Origin of the sequence: Streptomyces sp. NPDC051315 (assembly GCF_044455165.1) — a bacterium.
In the GTDB taxonomy this organism is placed as follows: domain Bacteria; phylum Actinomycetota; class Actinomycetes; order Streptomycetales; family Streptomycetaceae; genus Streptomyces.
The window spans coordinates 243835-257996 of sequence record NZ_JBITEN010000013.1 but is presented as its reverse complement, the minus strand read 5'-3'; the positions used below and the strand labels follow the sequence as shown (position 1 = coordinate 257996).

13 protein-coding genes and 1 pseudogene are annotated in these 14162 nt (G+C 70.7%); 12 read left to right on the top strand and 2 right to left on the bottom strand.

Annotated features, from left to right (window positions below):
• Window positions 1-123: 123 nt before the first annotated feature.
• The 9 genes and pseudogenes from ACIBBD_RS25180 to pssA all read left to right on the top strand — a co-directional run.
• Window positions 124-588, top strand: a pseudogene (locus tag ACIBBD_RS25180) (3-hydroxyacyl-CoA dehydrogenase family protein); the annotation flags it as partial.
• A 136-nt stretch (window positions 589-724) separates the two neighbouring features.
• Window positions 725-1540 (top strand): TetR family transcriptional regulator, encoded by an 816-nt coding sequence (locus ACIBBD_RS25175; RefSeq protein WP_399421767.1) that lies wholly within the window; start codon window positions 725-727, stop codon window positions 1538-1540.
• Window positions 1541-1970: 430 nt separating this feature from the next.
• Window positions 1971-3308, top strand: coding sequence for a crotonyl-CoA carboxylase/reductase (gene ccrA, locus ACIBBD_RS25170; RefSeq protein ID WP_399421783.1), 1338 nt, complete (start codon window positions 1971-1973; stop codon window positions 3306-3308).
• Between the two features lie 8 nt (window positions 3309-3316).
• On the top strand, window positions 3317-5344 hold the full coding sequence (locus tag ACIBBD_RS25165) for a protein meaA (RefSeq protein ID WP_399421766.1): 2028 nt from the start codon (window positions 3317-3319) through the stop codon (window positions 5342-5344).
• A complete protein-coding gene (locus ACIBBD_RS25160; protein WP_399421765.1) occupies window positions 5341-6300 on the top strand; it encodes an HpcH/HpaI aldolase/citrate lyase family protein in 960 nt (319 codons plus the stop codon). Before ACIBBD_RS25165 ends, ACIBBD_RS25160 begins: the two co-directional genes overlap by 4 nt.
• Window positions 6301-6305: 5 nt before the next feature.
• Window positions 6306-6818 carry a MaoC family dehydratase gene (locus ACIBBD_RS25155; protein ID WP_361481721.1) on the top strand — a complete coding sequence of 171 codons (513 nt, stop codon included), beginning with the start codon at window positions 6306-6308 and terminating at the stop codon, window positions 6816-6818.
• Between the two features lie 3 nt (window positions 6819-6821).
• Window positions 6822-8027, top strand: a complete 1206-nt coding sequence (locus ACIBBD_RS25150; protein WP_399421763.1) for an acyl-CoA dehydrogenase family protein — start codon at window positions 6822-6824, stop codon at window positions 8025-8027.
• A gap of 171 nt (window positions 8028-8198) precedes the next feature.
• Window positions 8199-8855 carry a phosphatidylserine decarboxylase gene (locus ACIBBD_RS25145; protein WP_399421762.1) on the top strand — a complete coding sequence of 219 codons (657 nt, stop codon included), beginning with the start codon at window positions 8199-8201 and terminating at the stop codon, window positions 8853-8855.
• Between the two features lie 22 nt (window positions 8856-8877).
• Window positions 8878-9696, top strand: a complete 819-nt coding sequence (gene pssA, locus ACIBBD_RS25140) for a CDP-diacylglycerol--serine O-phosphatidyltransferase (RefSeq protein ID WP_059254185.1) — start codon at window positions 8878-8880, stop codon at window positions 9694-9696.
• A gap of 410 nt (window positions 9697-10106) precedes the next feature.
• On the opposite strand, the gene ACIBBD_RS25135 is transcribed toward pssA, so the two are convergent.
• A complete protein-coding gene (locus tag ACIBBD_RS25135; RefSeq protein WP_399421781.1) occupies window positions 10107-11225 on the bottom strand; it encodes a glycerate kinase in 1119 nt (372 codons plus the stop codon).
• Window positions 11226-11424: 199 nt separating this feature from the next.
• Between ACIBBD_RS25135 and ACIBBD_RS25130 the strand changes: the two genes are divergently transcribed.
• The gene (locus tag ACIBBD_RS25130) at window positions 11425-12501 is read left to right on the top strand and encodes an ADP-ribosylglycohydrolase family protein (protein ID WP_399421761.1); all 1077 of its coding nucleotides are present in this window, start codon (window positions 11425-11427) and stop codon (window positions 12499-12501) included.
• Window positions 12502-12578: 77 nt separating this feature from the next.
• On the top strand, window positions 12579-13076 hold the full coding sequence (locus ACIBBD_RS25125) for an NUDIX domain-containing protein (RefSeq protein WP_399421760.1): 498 nt from the start codon (window positions 12579-12581) through the stop codon (window positions 13074-13076).
• A 62-nt stretch (window positions 13077-13138) separates the two neighbouring features.
• Here the strand turns inward: ACIBBD_RS25125 and ACIBBD_RS25120 are convergent, their stop codons facing one another.
• Complete coding sequence (locus ACIBBD_RS25120) at window positions 13139-13339, bottom strand: type II toxin-antitoxin system VapB family antitoxin (RefSeq protein WP_399421759.1); 201 nt, start codon at window positions 13337-13339, stop codon at window positions 13139-13141.
• Window positions 13340-13417: 78 nt separating this feature from the next.
• Here ACIBBD_RS25120 and ACIBBD_RS25115 point away from each other — a divergent pair, with 78 nt between their 5' ends.
• The gene (locus ACIBBD_RS25115) at window positions 13418-14152 is read left to right on the top strand and encodes an SIR2 family NAD-dependent protein deacylase (protein ID WP_399421758.1); all 735 of its coding nucleotides are present in this window, start codon (window positions 13418-13420) and stop codon (window positions 14150-14152) included.
• Window positions 14153-14162 lie beyond the last annotated feature (10 nt).

Genomic DNA, 14162 nt, shown 5'->3' with positions numbered 1-14162 from the left:
CGGCCACGCGGCGCAGGACACGGGCCACCACTACGGTCCGCGCGGCGCCGACGCGGGGCCCCGGCCCCCCCCCCCCCCCCCCCCCCCCGGCCCCCGCCCCCCCCCCCCCCCCCCCCCCCCCCGCGTCCGCAGGACGTGATCGGCATGCACTTCTTCAACCCGGCGCCGGCGATGAAGCTGGTCGAGGTCGTCCGTACGGTCCTGACCGGCGAGGACGTCCACGCGACGGTCCACGAGGTCTGCGGCAGGATCCGGAAGCACGCCGTGGACTGCGGCGACCGGGCCGGCTTCATCGTGAACGCGCTGCTGTTCCCGTACCTCAACAACGCGATCAAGATGGTGCAGGACCACTACGCGTCCCTCGACGACATCGACGCGGCGATGAAGCTGGGCGGCGGCTACCCCATGGGGCCGTTCGAACTGCTCGACGTCGTCGGGCTCGACGTCTCGCTCGCCATCGAGAAGGTCCTGCACCGCGAGTTCCGCGACCCGGGCCTGGCCCCGGCGCCGCTCCTGGAGCACCTGGTGGCCGCGGGCTGCCTCGGCCGCAAGACGGGCCGCGGCTTCCGCGAATATGCCCGCCGCTGACGGGGGCGGCGACTGGTTCCGGGACGGTGAGGACTGGGGCGGGCTGCTGGAACCGGCGGCCCCGTCCCCGCCCGCGTGGGGCGGTGGAGACCCCGCGCACGCGCACCGAGCTGCGCACATGCAGTACGTTCAGGGCATGTCCCAGCCCGCCAAGTCCTCACGTACACCAGCCACGCCCGACGCGCCGGAAAGTGCCGCAGGCTCCCGTGCGGCGGCCCAGCGGCTCAAGATGCGCCGGGAACTGGCGGCCGCGGCCATGGAGTTGTTCGCGACCAAGGGGTACGAGGCGACCACCGTCGACGAGATCGCGGCCGCGGCCGGCGTCGCCCGCCGCACCTTCTTCCGTCACTTCCGCTCCAAGGAAGAGGCGATCTTCCCCGACCACGACGACACACTGATCCGCGCCGAGGCCGTGCTGAACGCGGCCCCGGCGCACGAGCACCCGCTCGACACGGTGTGCCGCGGCATCAAGGAAGTCATGAAGATGTACGCGGCCCGGCCGGAGATCTCGGTCGCCCGCTACAAGCTCACCCGCGAGGTGCCCACCCTGCGCGAGGCGGAGATCGCGTCGGTGGCCCGCTACGAGCGCCTCTTCACCCGCTACCTCCTCGGCCACTTCGACGAGCACGCCCACGACGACGACGCCAACGACGACCCGCTGCTCGCCGAGGTCGCCGCCTCCGCCGTCGTCACCGCCCACAACCACGTCCTGCGCCGCTGGCTCAGGGCCGGCGGCCAGGGCGACGTCGAGGCACAGCTCGACCACGCCTTCGCGATCGTGCGGAAGACGTTCGGGACGGGCATCGGAGCCGGGCGCGGCAGCTCCGCGTCCCCGAAGCCGGCTCCCGCCGCGGTCTCCGCGCAGGGCGAGGTCCTGGTGACGGTGGCCCGCACCGACGCCCCGCTCGACGAGGTGATGCGGACCATCGAGAAGGCCCTGAAGGAGCGCTGACGCCGCTCCGCACCGCCGGATCCCTGTGAGAACGGCCACCCGCCCGGGTGGCCGTTTTGGCATGTCAGGGCACCTTTTCGCGCGGATTTCCCGGCCCGTTCGATCGATCATCGCTCATTTGTTACGTAAAGATTTCAGCTGAGTGGAATTTCTGGCACTCAGTGCCTTGCGGGGTGACACGCGGTGTCATACGTTGAAGGAGTCCGGGCGGCCGGCGTGCAGAGACCATTCGTACGCCGGCTGTCCCCGCAAGCCACCTGGCTCGCGCGCCCGGACGCCTGCGTCACAGGCAACCTCCCGCGCCACAAAGCGCTGCCGAACAGCACCACCCGCCGAACCGACGGCACCTTCCCCAACCCTCAGCAGCAACCGACGTAACCCTCAGCGCCCCTCCCTCAGGGCGCTCACCGCCGGAGGCAACACCGTGACCGTGAAGGACATCCTGGCCGCGATCCAGTCACCGGACTCCACGTCCGCCGACTTCGCCGCCCTCCCGCTCCCCGAGTCGTACCGCGCGATCACCGTGCACAAGGACGAGACGGAGATGTTCGCGGGCCTCGCGACCCGCGACAAGGACCCCCGCAAGTCGATCCACCTGGACGAGGTGCCGCTGCCGGAACTCGGCCCCGGCGAGGCCCTGGTGGCCGTCATGGCCTCCTCGGTCAACTACAACTCCGTGTGGACCTCGATCTTCGAACCGCTGTCGACCTTCGGGTTCCTGGAGCGCTACGGCCGCACCAACGAGCTGGCCAAGCGCCACGACCTGCCGTACCACATCATCGGCTCCGACCTCGCGGGCGTCGTCCTGCGCACCGGCCCCGGCGTCAACGCCTGGAAGCCCGGTGACGAGGTCGTCGCGCACTGCCTCTCCGTCGAGCTGGAGTCCTCGGACGGCCACAACGACACGATGCTCGACCCGGAGCAGCGCATCTGGGGCTTCGAGACCAACTTCGGCGGCCTCGCCGAGATCGCCCTGGTCAAGTCCAACCAGCTGATGCCGAAGCCCGACCACCTGTCGTGGGAGGAGGCGGCGGCCCCCGGGCTCGTCAACTCCACCGCCTACCGGCAGCTGGTCTCCCGCAACGGCGCCGGCATGAAGCAGGGCGACAACGTCCTGATCTGGGGCGCGAGCGGCGGACTCGGTTCGTACGCCACCCAGTTCGCGCTGGCCGGCGGCGCCAACCCGATCTGTGTCGTCTCCAGCGACCAGAAGGCGGAGATCTGCCGCTCGATGGGCGCCGAGGCGATCATCGACCGCAACGCCGAGGGCTACAAGTTCTGGAAGGACGAGAACACCCAGGACCCGAAGGAGTGGAAGCGCTTCGGCAAGCGCATCCGCGAGCTCACCGGCGGCGAGGACATCGACATCGTCTTCGAGCACCCCGGCCGTGAGACCTTCGGCGCGAGCGTCTTCGTGACCCGCAAGGGCGGCACCATCACCACCTGCGCCTCGACCTCGGGCTACATGCACGAGTACGACAACCGCTACCTGTGGATGTCCCTGAAGCGCATCATCGGCTCCCACTTCGCCAACTACCGCGAGGCCTGGGAGGCCAACCGGCTCATCGCGAAGGGCAAGATCCACCCGACGCTCTCCAAGGTCTACTCCCTGGAGGACACCGGGCAGGCCGCCTACGACGTGCACCGCAACCTCCACCAGGGCAAGGTCGGCGTGCTGTGCATGGCGCCGGAGGAGGGCCTCGGCGTGCGCGACGAGGAGAAGCGCGCGAAGCACATCGACGCCATCAACCGCTTCCGGAACATCTGAGGTCATAGATGACTGAGCGTCAGAAGGACCGGCCGTGGCTGATGCGGACCTACGCCGGTCACTCCACGGCCGAGGCGTCCAACGAGCTGTACCGGCGCAACCTCGCCAAGGGTCAGACGGGTCTGTCGGTGGCGTTCGACCTGCCGACCCAGACCGGCTACGACTCCGACCACGTCCTCGCCCGCGGCGAGGTCGGCCGGGTCGGCGTGCCGGTCGCACACCTCGGTGACATGCGCCGGCTGTTCCAGGACATCCCCCTGGAGCAGATGAACACCTCGATGACCATCAACGCCACCGCCATGTGGCTGCTGGCGCTCTACCAGGTCGTCGCGGAGGAGCAGGGCGCGGACATCACCAGGCTCCAGGGCACGACCCAGAACGACATCGTCAAGGAGTACCTGTCCCGCGGCACCCACGTGTTCCCGCCCGGGCCGTCGCTCCGCCTGACGACGGACATGATCGCGTACACGGTCTCCCACATGCCCAAGTGGAACCCGATCAACATCTGCAGCTACCACCTGCAGGAGGCGGGCGCCACACCGGTCCAGGAGATCGCGTACGCGATGTCCACCGCGATCGCCGTCCTCGACGCCGTGCGCGACTCCGGCCAGGTGCCGCAGGAACGCATGGGTGACGTCGTCGGCCGCATCTCCTTCTTCGTGAACGCGGGCGTCCGCTTCGTCGAGGAGATGTGCAAGATGCGCGCCTTCGGCCGGATCTGGGACCGCATCACCCGCGAGCGGTACGGCATCCAGGACCCCAAGCACCGCCGCTTCCGCTACGGCGTCCAGGTCAACTCGCTCGGTCTGACCGAGGCGCAGCCGGAGAACAACGTCCAGCGGATCGTCCTCGAGATGCTGGCCGTGACCCTCTCCAAGGACGCACGCGCGCGTGCGGTGCAGCTGCCCGCCTGGAACGAGGCCCTCGGCCTGCCCCGCCCCTGGGACCAGCAGTGGTCCCTGCGCATCCAGCAGGTCCTCGCCCACGAGAGCGACCTGCTGGAGTACGACGACATCTTCGAGGGCTCGAAGGTGATCGAGGCGAAGGTGGGCGAGCTGGTCGAGGAGTCGCTCGCGGAGATCGAGCGGATCCAGGAGATGGGCGGCGCCATGGCCGCCGTCGAGTCCGGCTACCTCAAGTCGCAGCTGGTCGCCTCGCACGCCGAGCGCCGGGCCCGGATCGAGTCCGGCCAGGAGAAGATCGTCGGCGTCAACATCTTCGAGACGACCGAGCCGAACCCCCTGACCGCCGACCTCGACACCGCGATCCAGACGGTCGACCCGGCCGTCGAGGCCCGCGTCATCGCCTCGCTCCAGCACTGGCGCGACACCCGCTACCAGCCGCCCTTCAACCACCCGCGTCCCTGCAAGGCGCTGGAGCGGCTGAAGGCGGCCGCCAAGGGCACCGACAACCTCATGGAGGCCACCCTGGAGTGCGCCCGCGCCGGCGTCACGACCGGCGAGTGGGCCGGGGCCCTGCGCGAGGTGTTCGGGGAGTTCCGGGCACCGACCGGCGTGTCGTCGGCGCCGGTGGCCGTGGCCGCGCAGGAGGGCTCGGCCCTGTCCGAGGTGCGCCGCAGGGTGGAGCTGACGGCCGCCGACCTCGGCGTCGGCAAGCTGCGCTTCCTGGTCGGCAAGCCCGGCCTGGACGGACACAGCAACGGCGCCGAGCAGATCGCCGTGCGGGCCCGGGACGCCGGCTTCGAGGTGGTCTACCAGGGCATCCGGCTCACCCCAGAGCAGATCGTGGACGCGGCCCTCGCCGAGGACGTGCACGCGGTCGGCCTGTCGATCCTCTCCGGGTCGCACGCCCAGCTCGTGCCGGACGTGCTGGAGCGGCTGCGGGAGGCCGGCGCCGCCGACATCCCGGTGATCGCCGGCGGGATCATCCCCAACGCCGACGCCGAGCAGCTGAGGGCCGCGGGAGTGGCCGCGGTCTTCACCCCGAAGGACTTCGACATCACCGGGATCATCGGCCGTATCGTCGACGAGATCCGGAAAGCGAACAAGCTCGACCCCCTGGAGGTCCCCGCATGACTGTCAACCGTCTTCGTCCGCGGCGCTCCTGCCTCGCCGTGCCGGGGAGCAACCCGCGCTTCCTGGAGAAGGCGCAGGGCCTCCCGGCGGACCAGGTCTTCCTGGACCTGGAGGACGCGTGCGCGCCGCTCGCCAAGCCCGAGGCGCGGCACACCATCGTCAAGTTCCTCAACGAGGGCGACTGGACGGGCAAGACCAGGGTCGTGCGCGTCAACGACTGGACGACCGAGTGGACGTACCGCGACGTCGTCACGGTCGTCGAGGGCGCGGGCCCGAACCTCGACTGCATCATGCTGCCGAAGGTGCAGGACGCCCAGCAGATCGTCGCGCTGGACCTGCTGCTGACCCAGATCGAGAAGACCATGGGCTTCGAGGTCGGCCGCATCGGCATCGAGGCGCAGATCGAGAACGCGCAGGGCCTCAACAACGTCAACGAGATCGCGCAGGCCTCCCCGCGCATCGAGACGATCATCTTCGGCCCGGCCGACTTCATGGCCTCCATCAACATGAAGTCGCTGGTCGTGGGCGAGCAGCCGCCCGGTTACCCGGCGGACGCCTACCACTACATCCTCATGAAGATCCTGATGGCCGCCCGCGCCAACAACCTCCAGGCGATCGACGGCCCCTACCTGCAGATCCGCAACGTCGACGGCTACCGCGCGGTCGCCCAGCGCGCCGCCGCCCTGGGCTTCGACGGCAAGTGGGTGCTGCACCCGGGTCAGGTGGAGGCGTCCAACGAGATCTTCTCGCCCTCCCAGGAGGACTACGACCACGCCGAGCTGATCCTGGACGCGTACGACTACTACACGTCCGAGGCGGGCGGCAAGAAGGGCTCCGCGATGCTCGGCGACGAGATGATCGACGAGGCCAGCCGCAAGATGGCCCTGGTCATCTCCGGCAAGGGACGCGCCGCCGGCATGCGGCGCACCAGCACGTTCGAGATCCCGGAGGCGTGACGGCGATGCAGTTCGGACGCACCTACGAGGAGTTCGAGGTCGGGGCCGTCTACAAGCACTGGCCCGGGAAAACGGTCACCGAGTACGACGACCACCTCTTCTGTCTCCTCACCATGAACCACCACCCGCTCCACATGGACACCAACTACGCGGAGAAGACGACGGACTTCGGCAAGAACGTCGTCGTGGGCAACTACATCTATTCGCTGCTGCTCGGCATGTCCGTGCCGGACGTCTCCGGCAAGGCGATCGCCAACCTGGAGATCGAGTCGCTCAAGCACGTGGCGCCGACCTTCCACGGCGACACGATCTACGGCGAGACGACCGTGCTCGACAAGTGGCCGTCCAAGTCGAAGAACGACCGCGGGATCGTCCACGTCGAGACCAAGGGTTACAAGCAGGACGGCACGCTCGTGTGCGTGTTCCGCCGCAAGGTGATGGTGCCGACCGAGACGTACATCAAGGAGCGCGGCGGCGAGCAGCCCGGCCGCCCGGAGCTGAAGCAGCAGGAGAAGTAGGCCATGGCCCGTCTCGCCCAGACCGCCGGTCTGACCGACGTCCAGCAGGAGATCCTCTCCACCGTCCGCGACTTCGTGGACAAGGAGATCCTCCCGGTCGCGACCGAGCTGGAACACCGCGACGAGTACCCCCAGCAGATCGTCGACGGCCTGAAGGAGCTGGGCCTGTTCGGCCTGATGATCCCCGAGGAGTACGGGGGTCTGGGCGAGTCGCTCCTGACGTACGCGCTGTGCGTGGAGGAGATCGCCCGCGGCTGGATGTCCGTCTCCGGCATCATCAACACGCACTTCATCGTGGCGTACATGCTCAAGCAGCACGGCACGCAGGAGCAGAAGGACCACTTCCTGCCGAGGATGGCGGCCGGCGACATCCGCGGCGCCTTCTCGATGTCGGAGCCGGGCCTGGGCTCCGACGTGTCCGCCATCACCTCGAAGGCGGTCAGGGACGGCGACGAGTACGTCCTCAACGGCCAGAAGATGTGGCTGACGAACGGTGGGACCTCCTCCCTGGTGGCCGTTCTGGTCCGCAGTGACGAAGGACACCCCGAGGGCACCGCGCCCCACAAGTCGATGACGACCTTCCTCGTGGAGAAGGAGCCCGGCTTCGGCGAGGTCCGCCCCGGTCTGACCATCCCGGGCAAGATCGACAAGATGGGCTACAAGGGTGTCGACACCACCGAGCTCATCATGGACGGCCTGCGGATTCCCGAGAACCGCGTGCTCGGAGGGGTGACGGGCCGAGGTTTTTACCAAATGATGGACGGCGTGGAGGTCGGCCGCGTCAACGTCGCGGCGCGCGGCTGCGGCGTCGCACAGCGTGCGTTCGAACTGGGGATCCAGTACGCCCAGCAGCGTCACACGTTCGGCAAGCCGATCGCCCAGCACCAGGCCATCCAGTTCAAGCTGGCCGAGATGGCTACCAAGGTCGAGGCCGCTCATGCCATGATGGTGAACGCGGCACGCAAAAAGGACTCCGGGGAACGAAACGACCTTGAGGCCGGAATGGCGAAGTACCTCGCCTCCGAGTACTGCAAGGAGGTCGTGGAGGACGCCTTCCGGATCCACGGCGGCTACGGCTTCTCCAAGGAGTACGAGATCGAGCGCCTCTACCGGGAGGCCCCGATGCTGCTGATCGGTGAAGGTACCGCCGAGATCCAGAAAATGATCATCGGGCGCAGGCTGCTCGAGGAGTATCGGTTCCAGGGATAGATGTCCAGGTTGGGGGTGTTTTCTTCGAGAAGAAGATCACACCCCGTCAACCCCGTCCAGCCACCGACTCGGCTTCCTGACTTACCCAGTTGTGGCCCCGAACCGCTACCATCGCGGAAAGCCGCCGTCCCCCTGTCGAAGTGCGGCATCATTCCGCTACGAAGGTCATCCATGCCCCACAGCCAAACCTCTGCACCTCGCGACAGCCTGGCCGGCGTACGCCTCGCGCGCGGAGCATCGCCGTGGCTCCTGCCGACCGTCGCCACCGCAGCCGTCAGCCTGGTCCGCGCCCGCCGCTCGGGCGTCGCCAAGGCCGTCGCCGTGCCCGCCACCGCTCTCGCGGCGGGCATGCTGTGGTTCTTCCGCGACCCCGAGCGCGAGATCGCCCAGGGCCGGGTCATCTCGCCCGCCGACGGAGTGGTGCAGAGCATCATGCCGTGGAAGGACGGCCGGACCCGCGTCGCGATCTTCATGAGCCCCCTGAACGTGCACGTCAACCGCGCGCCGCTGTCCGGCACGGTGACCTCGGTCGAGCACATCCCCGGCGGGTTCGTGCCGGCGTTCAACAAGGAGAGCGAGAACAACGAGCGCGTCGTCTGGCACTTCGACACCGAGCTCGGTGACATCGAGATGATCCAGATCGCCGGCGCCGTCGCCCGTCGCATCGTCCCCTACATCCCGCAGGGCACGAAGGTCGAGCAGGGCGACCGGATCGGTCTGATCCGCTTCGGCTCGCGCGTCGACATCTACCTCCCCGAGGGCGTGGACGTCGCGGTCGAGGTCGGGCAGAAGACCGTGGCAGGGGTGACTCGCATTGACCGTGATTGACCCGGAGACCCAGGCGGGCTGGGTGCCCGAGGCCGACGAGGTGGACGAGGAGGAGGAGATGCCCCTCTCCCTCCGCCTGTCGATAGCGGACACCCTCACCCTCGGCAACGCCACGTGCGGCTTCATGGCGGTGTACTTCACCACCACCGGCATCCTGATCCCGCACCTCACCGGCAGCCAGGAGTCCGGCATGGCCCGCCACAGCGCGGCCACGGCGGTCATCCTGATGCTGTGCGCGGCGGTCTTCGACCTCTTCGACGGCCTGGTCGCGAGGAAGCTGCGCTCCTCCCCCATGGGCGCGGAGCTGGACAACCTCTCCGACCTGATCAGCTTCGGCCTCGCGCCGGCGTACTTCGTCCTGGTCTACGGCATGGTCGCCGACGACGCACACCAGCGGGTGGCGGCGGTCGGCGCGATCGTGGTGCTGCTGGCGGTGGTGCTGCGGCTCGCCCGGTTCTCGTGCGTGACGATGAAGGACGGCATGTTCCAGGGCATGCCCTCGCCGTTCGGCGCGCTGACGGTCGTCTCGATCGTGCTCCTCGAGCTGCCCTTCGTGGCGACGCTGCTGGCGATCCTCGGGACGGCCTGGCTGATGGTGAGCCGCGTGGAGTACCCGAAGCCGCGGGGTCGCCTCGCCGGCGCGATGCTGTCGTGGATCGTCCTGTCGATGGGTCTGCTCGCCGCCTGGGCCTTCGACGCCCCGAGCGGCCAGCTGCTCCTCCAGACCGGCTGCGCGCTGCAGCTTGTCATGGGAGCCGTCATCCCGCTGTTCGCCACGGCCCGCCGGGTGAACAACTTCCGCGACAACCGGCGGGAGGCGCGGGCGGCACAGCTCCCGTAGCACTCCGCTGAGCGAAGGGCCCCGGACCGGGTTCACCGGTCCGGGGCCCTTCGCGTGCGCGGCGGCGGTGGCGTGGCCTGCCGTGTGCGCGTCTCGGGACGCCCCCAGACCCCGGGCCTGTGTCCCCCCACCGCCCCACTCGGTTCGGCCGGGTCGCCCGCCTCGCTCGGGGCGCACGGCGGCTGGTGAGCCAGGTCCGGCACCCCAGCCCCTCCGGCGTCCGAGGGCGGGGCCCGTTCAGGGCCGAAGCGGGGTGCGGGGCGGCAGCCCCGCGGGGTGGAAGGGGCGGAGCCCCTGGGGGTGGGACGGGCAGGGGCGGCGGGGCGAGGAACACGAAACAGGCCCCGGGAGCGGGGACAGTCCCACGGCTCGGCCCCGCCCGGCCCGCCGGAGCACCGTGAAGCGCGGGCTCAGCCCAGGAAGTCCCGAGCGATCCGCTCCGCGACCCGCTCCAGGATCGGCCCCGCCTCGGCGATGCACGTCGCCACGTCGGGCTCGACCTCCGTCAGGGGATACGCCCGCCGGATCCCGGCCCGCCCCAGCACCTCCGGCGGCAGCGCGAGCCGCCCGCACACCGCGACGACCTCCTTGCCGGCCGCCCGCGCGGCCGCGGCGACCCCCGCGGGCGCCTTCCCGTGCAGGGTCTGCTCGTCGAGCGAGCCCTCTCCGGTGATCACCAGATCGGCCCGTTCGAGCGCGGGCGCGAACCCGAGGACGTCCAGCATGACCTCGATCCCGGCCCGGAAGCGGGCGCCGAGCAGCAGGGCGCCGTACCCGATGCCGCCCGCGGCCCCCGCGCCCGGCGACGCGGCGTACTCCGCCGCCTTCGCCCCGACCTCCGCCTCCAGCACCTTCGCGTAGTGCGCGAGCGCCGCGTCCAGCGTCTCCACGTCGTCCGGGGAGGCACCCTTCTGCGGTCCGTACACCGCCGGCGCGCCCTTCGGACCGGTCAGCGGGTTGTCCACGTCGCTCGCCAGCACGAACTCCACCGACGACAGCCTCGGGTCCAGGCCCGACAGGTCGGCGCGCGCCAGCTCCGCGAGACCGCCGCCGCCCGGCGCGACCGGCTCGCCGTCCTCGTCCAGGAAGCGCGCGCCCAGCGCGGACAGCATGCCCGCGCCGCCGTCCGTGGTGGCGCTGCCGCCGACCCCGAACACGATGGTGCGCACGCCCGCGTCCAGCGCGGCCCGCAGCAGTTCCCCGGAGCCGTACGTGGAGGCCGTGAGCGGCGCGAACACCCCGGCCGGAAGGCGCTGAAGTCCACTCGCCTCGGCCATCTCCACGACCGCGGTGTCGCCGCGCAGCGCGAACGCGGCGGTGATCTCCTGGCCGAGGGGCCCGGCGACCCGCACCTCGCGGCGTTCGAACCCGGCCGCGACCGCCGCGTCGACCGTGCCGTCGCCGCCGTCGGCGACGGGCAGGGCCTCGACCTCGACGTCCGGTACGACCCGGCGCAGCCCCGCCGTCACCCGCTCGGCGACCTGCACGGCCGTCAGTGAGCCCTTGAACTTGTCCGCGGCCACGAGCACCCGTCGGGTGCCCTGCGCTGCAGCGTCCGCCACCTTGCCATCCCCTTGCTCTCCGGGCCCCCACGCACGTCAGGGCCAGTCGCGCCGCAGCGACCTTAACCGGATGACGCCCCCGCCGTCATGCCCTGCCCGGCCTGCGGACGGCGGCGACCCGGCGAGGCAGCGGCACCCCCGACCCCGAATCGGGTAAACCGGAGCCATGACCCCTGTGGGCACCGACACCGAGCTCGCCGACCGCATCCTCGGGGGCTGGCTGGGCCGGATCGCCGGCAACATGCTCGGCAAACCGGTCGAGCAGGGCGACCTGTGGACGCGCGAGCGCATCGACCGCTATCTGCGGCAGGCCGGCGCCCTGCCGCTCACCGACTACCTGCCCGCACCGGCCGCCGGGCACGACGGCCCGCCGCTGCGCCCCGAGTGGCGCCAGTGCGTGCGCGGCCGCATCCACGGCAGCTGCCGCGACGACGACGTCGACTACGCCGTCCTCGGCCTGGACCTGCTGGAGACGCACGGCTTCGGCTTCACCACCGAGCAGGTCGGCGACCTGTGGCTGCTGCGGCTGCCGTATCTGCAGACGTTCACGGCGGAACGGGCGGCGTACCGCAACCTCGCCAACGGGCTGAGGCCGCCGCTGACAGCGACGTACCAGAACCCCTACCAGGAGTGGATCGGCGCGCTGATCCGTGCCGACATCTACGGCTGGACCTGCCCGGGCGCACCGCGCCGGGCCGCCGCGCTGGCCCGCCGCGACGCGGTGCTGTCGCACACCGGCAACGGCGTGTACGGCGCGATGTGGGCGGCGGCGCTGATCTCGGCGGCGTTCACCGCGCCGACCGTACGGCACGCCGTCGACGAGGCGCTGACCGTGATCCCGGCGAGCAGCCGGCTCGCCCGCACCGTGCGCCGGGTCGCCTCCCTCCACGAGACCCGCATGGGCTGGGAGGACACGCTGACGACGGTGGCGGAGGAGACGGCGGGCCTGGGCTGGATCCACACGGTCCCGAACGCCGCCGTCCTCACCGCCGGGCTGCTGTACGGCGGCGGCGACTTCACCCGCACCATCGCGCTCACCGTCCGCGGCGGCCTGGACACCGACTCCAACGGCGCCACGGCCGGTTCGGTCGCCGGCGTCCTGTCCGGAGCGGAGGCGATCCCCGGCCAGTGGACGCAGCCGCTGGAGGACACCGTGCGCAGCGCGGTGTTCGGTTTCGACGGGGTGCGGATCAGCGCACTGGCGGAGCGGACGCTGCGGCTGGTGGGGGCGGACGCGCCGTGACCGGGCCCGGTCTCCCGCTTCTGCGCGCCCTGCGGTGAGCCAGGTGGAGGGACGCGGGACCTGGTTACCCTTCCTGGATGACCACTGCTGAGACTGCCTTCGCCGCGTACATCGCCTCCCTGCCCCGCGTCCTGGCCGGTTCAGCCGCGCTGTTCCGGGACGCCGAGGGGCGGGTCCTGCTGGTCGAGCCCAACTACCGTGACGGCTGGGCGCTGCCGGGCGGGACGATCGAGTCCGACGACGGTGAGACCCCGCGCGAGGCGGCCCGCCGCGAGACGCTCGAGGAGATCGGCCTCGACCGCGAGCTGGGCCGGCTGCTCGCGGTGGACTGGGTGCACGGCACGAACCGGCCTCCGCTGGTGGCGTACGTCTACGACGGCGGGGTCCTTCCCGAGGAGGACTTCAAGGCCATCCGGCTCCAGGAGGAGGAGCTGCTGTCCTGGCGTCTGGTCCCGCGCGAGGAGATCACCGACTACCTGCTGGGCTCGCTGGGCCGGCGTGTGCTGGCCGCGCTCGACGCGCTGGCGGACGGCTCAGGGACGGCCGAGCTGGAGAACGGCCGCCGGGTGGCGTGACCCGCGGGGATACGGGACGCCCGACCCACGGGGGGGACGGGACGTCGGCCGGCTACGGCACGTCAGCCCTGCGTGTCACGGGGCTCGGCGTCCACCGCGCGCAGCGCCTCGTCGCGCGTGGCCGTCCGGGCCTCCGTACGGTGGCCGCGCTCGATGTAGTCGCGGACGACGAGTTCGACGGCGTCCTGGGGGCTGCCCACACCGGTGAGCACCATGACCTCGACCACGAGTTCGGCGTCGAGGGAGACAGTGACCTTGGCCATGGCGGGACCGTAACACCGGTTCGGGGCCGTGCGATATCCGTTCGCCGGTCCCGGATCACGCGTCCTACCCTCGGTGACATGACCAAGCCCCTCGTCGCCCTCCTCAGTGGCGCCGGTGTCTCCACCGATTCCGGGATCCCCGACTACCGCGGCCCGAACGGGCTCTGGCGGCGGGATCCGGAGGCGGAGAAGCTCGTGACGTACGAGTACTACATGGGTGATCCGGAGATCCGGCGGCGGTCCTGGCAGATGCGGCGCGAGAACCGCGCCCTCCGGGCGGAACCGAACGCGGCGCACCGGGCCGTCGTCGAGCTGGAGCGGTCCGGCGTGCCGGTGCGGGTCATCACCCAGAACGTCGACGGGCTCCACCAGCTCGCCGGACTGCCGGCCCGCAAGGTGCTCGAACTGCACGGCACCGCACGCGAGGTCGTCTGCACCAAGTGCCACACACGCGGCTCGATGGAGGACGCCCTCGCCCGGGTCGAGGCCGGCGAGGACGACCCGCCCTGCCTGGAGTGCGGCGGGATCCTCAAGACCGCGACCGTGATGTTCGGCGAGCGACTCGACCCGGTCGTCCTCGGCGAGGCCGTCGCCATCACCAAGGCCTGTCACGTCTTCATCGCCGTCGGCACCAGCCTCCAGGTGCAGCCGGCGGCAGGACTCGCGGGCGTCGCCGCCGACCACGGCGCCCGCCTGATCATCGTCAACGCCGAGCCGACACCGTACGACGAGATCGCCGACGAGGTGATCCGCGAACCCATCGGCACCGCGCTGCCCGCACTGCTCCGCCGGCTGAGCACCGACAGCGACTAGGTGTGCTGTC

Coding starts and splice junctions, on each gene's coding strand:
- ACIBBD_RS25175 (WP_399421767.1), top strand. CDS start 725: ATGTCCCAGCCCGCCAAGTCCTCACGTACACCAGCCACGCCCGACGCG.
- ACIBBD_RS25165 (WP_399421766.1), top strand. CDS start 3,317: ATGACTGAGCGTCAGAAGGACCGGCCGTGGCTGATGCGGACCTACGCC.
- ACIBBD_RS25160 (WP_399421765.1), top strand. CDS start 5,341: ATGACTGTCAACCGTCTTCGTCCGCGGCGCTCCTGCCTCGCCGTGCCG.
- ACIBBD_RS25155 (WP_361481721.1), top strand. CDS start 6,306: ATGCAGTTCGGACGCACCTACGAGGAGTTCGAGGTCGGGGCCGTCTAC.
- ACIBBD_RS25150 (WP_399421763.1), top strand. CDS start 6,822: ATGGCCCGTCTCGCCCAGACCGCCGGTCTGACCGACGTCCAGCAGGAG.
- ACIBBD_RS25145 (WP_399421762.1), top strand. CDS start 8,199: ATGCCCCACAGCCAAACCTCTGCACCTCGCGACAGCCTGGCCGGCGTA.
- ACIBBD_RS25130 (WP_399421761.1), top strand. CDS start 11,425: ATGACCCCTGTGGGCACCGACACCGAGCTCGCCGACCGCATCCTCGGG.
- ACIBBD_RS25125 (WP_399421760.1), top strand. CDS start 12,579: ATGACCACTGCTGAGACTGCCTTCGCCGCGTACATCGCCTCCCTGCCC.
- ACIBBD_RS25120 (WP_399421759.1), bottom strand. CDS start 13,339: ATGGCCAAGGTCACTGTCTCCCTCGACGCCGAACTCGTGGTCGAGGTC.
- ACIBBD_RS25115 (WP_399421758.1), top strand. CDS start 13,418: ATGACCAAGCCCCTCGTCGCCCTCCTCAGTGGCGCCGGTGTCTCCACC.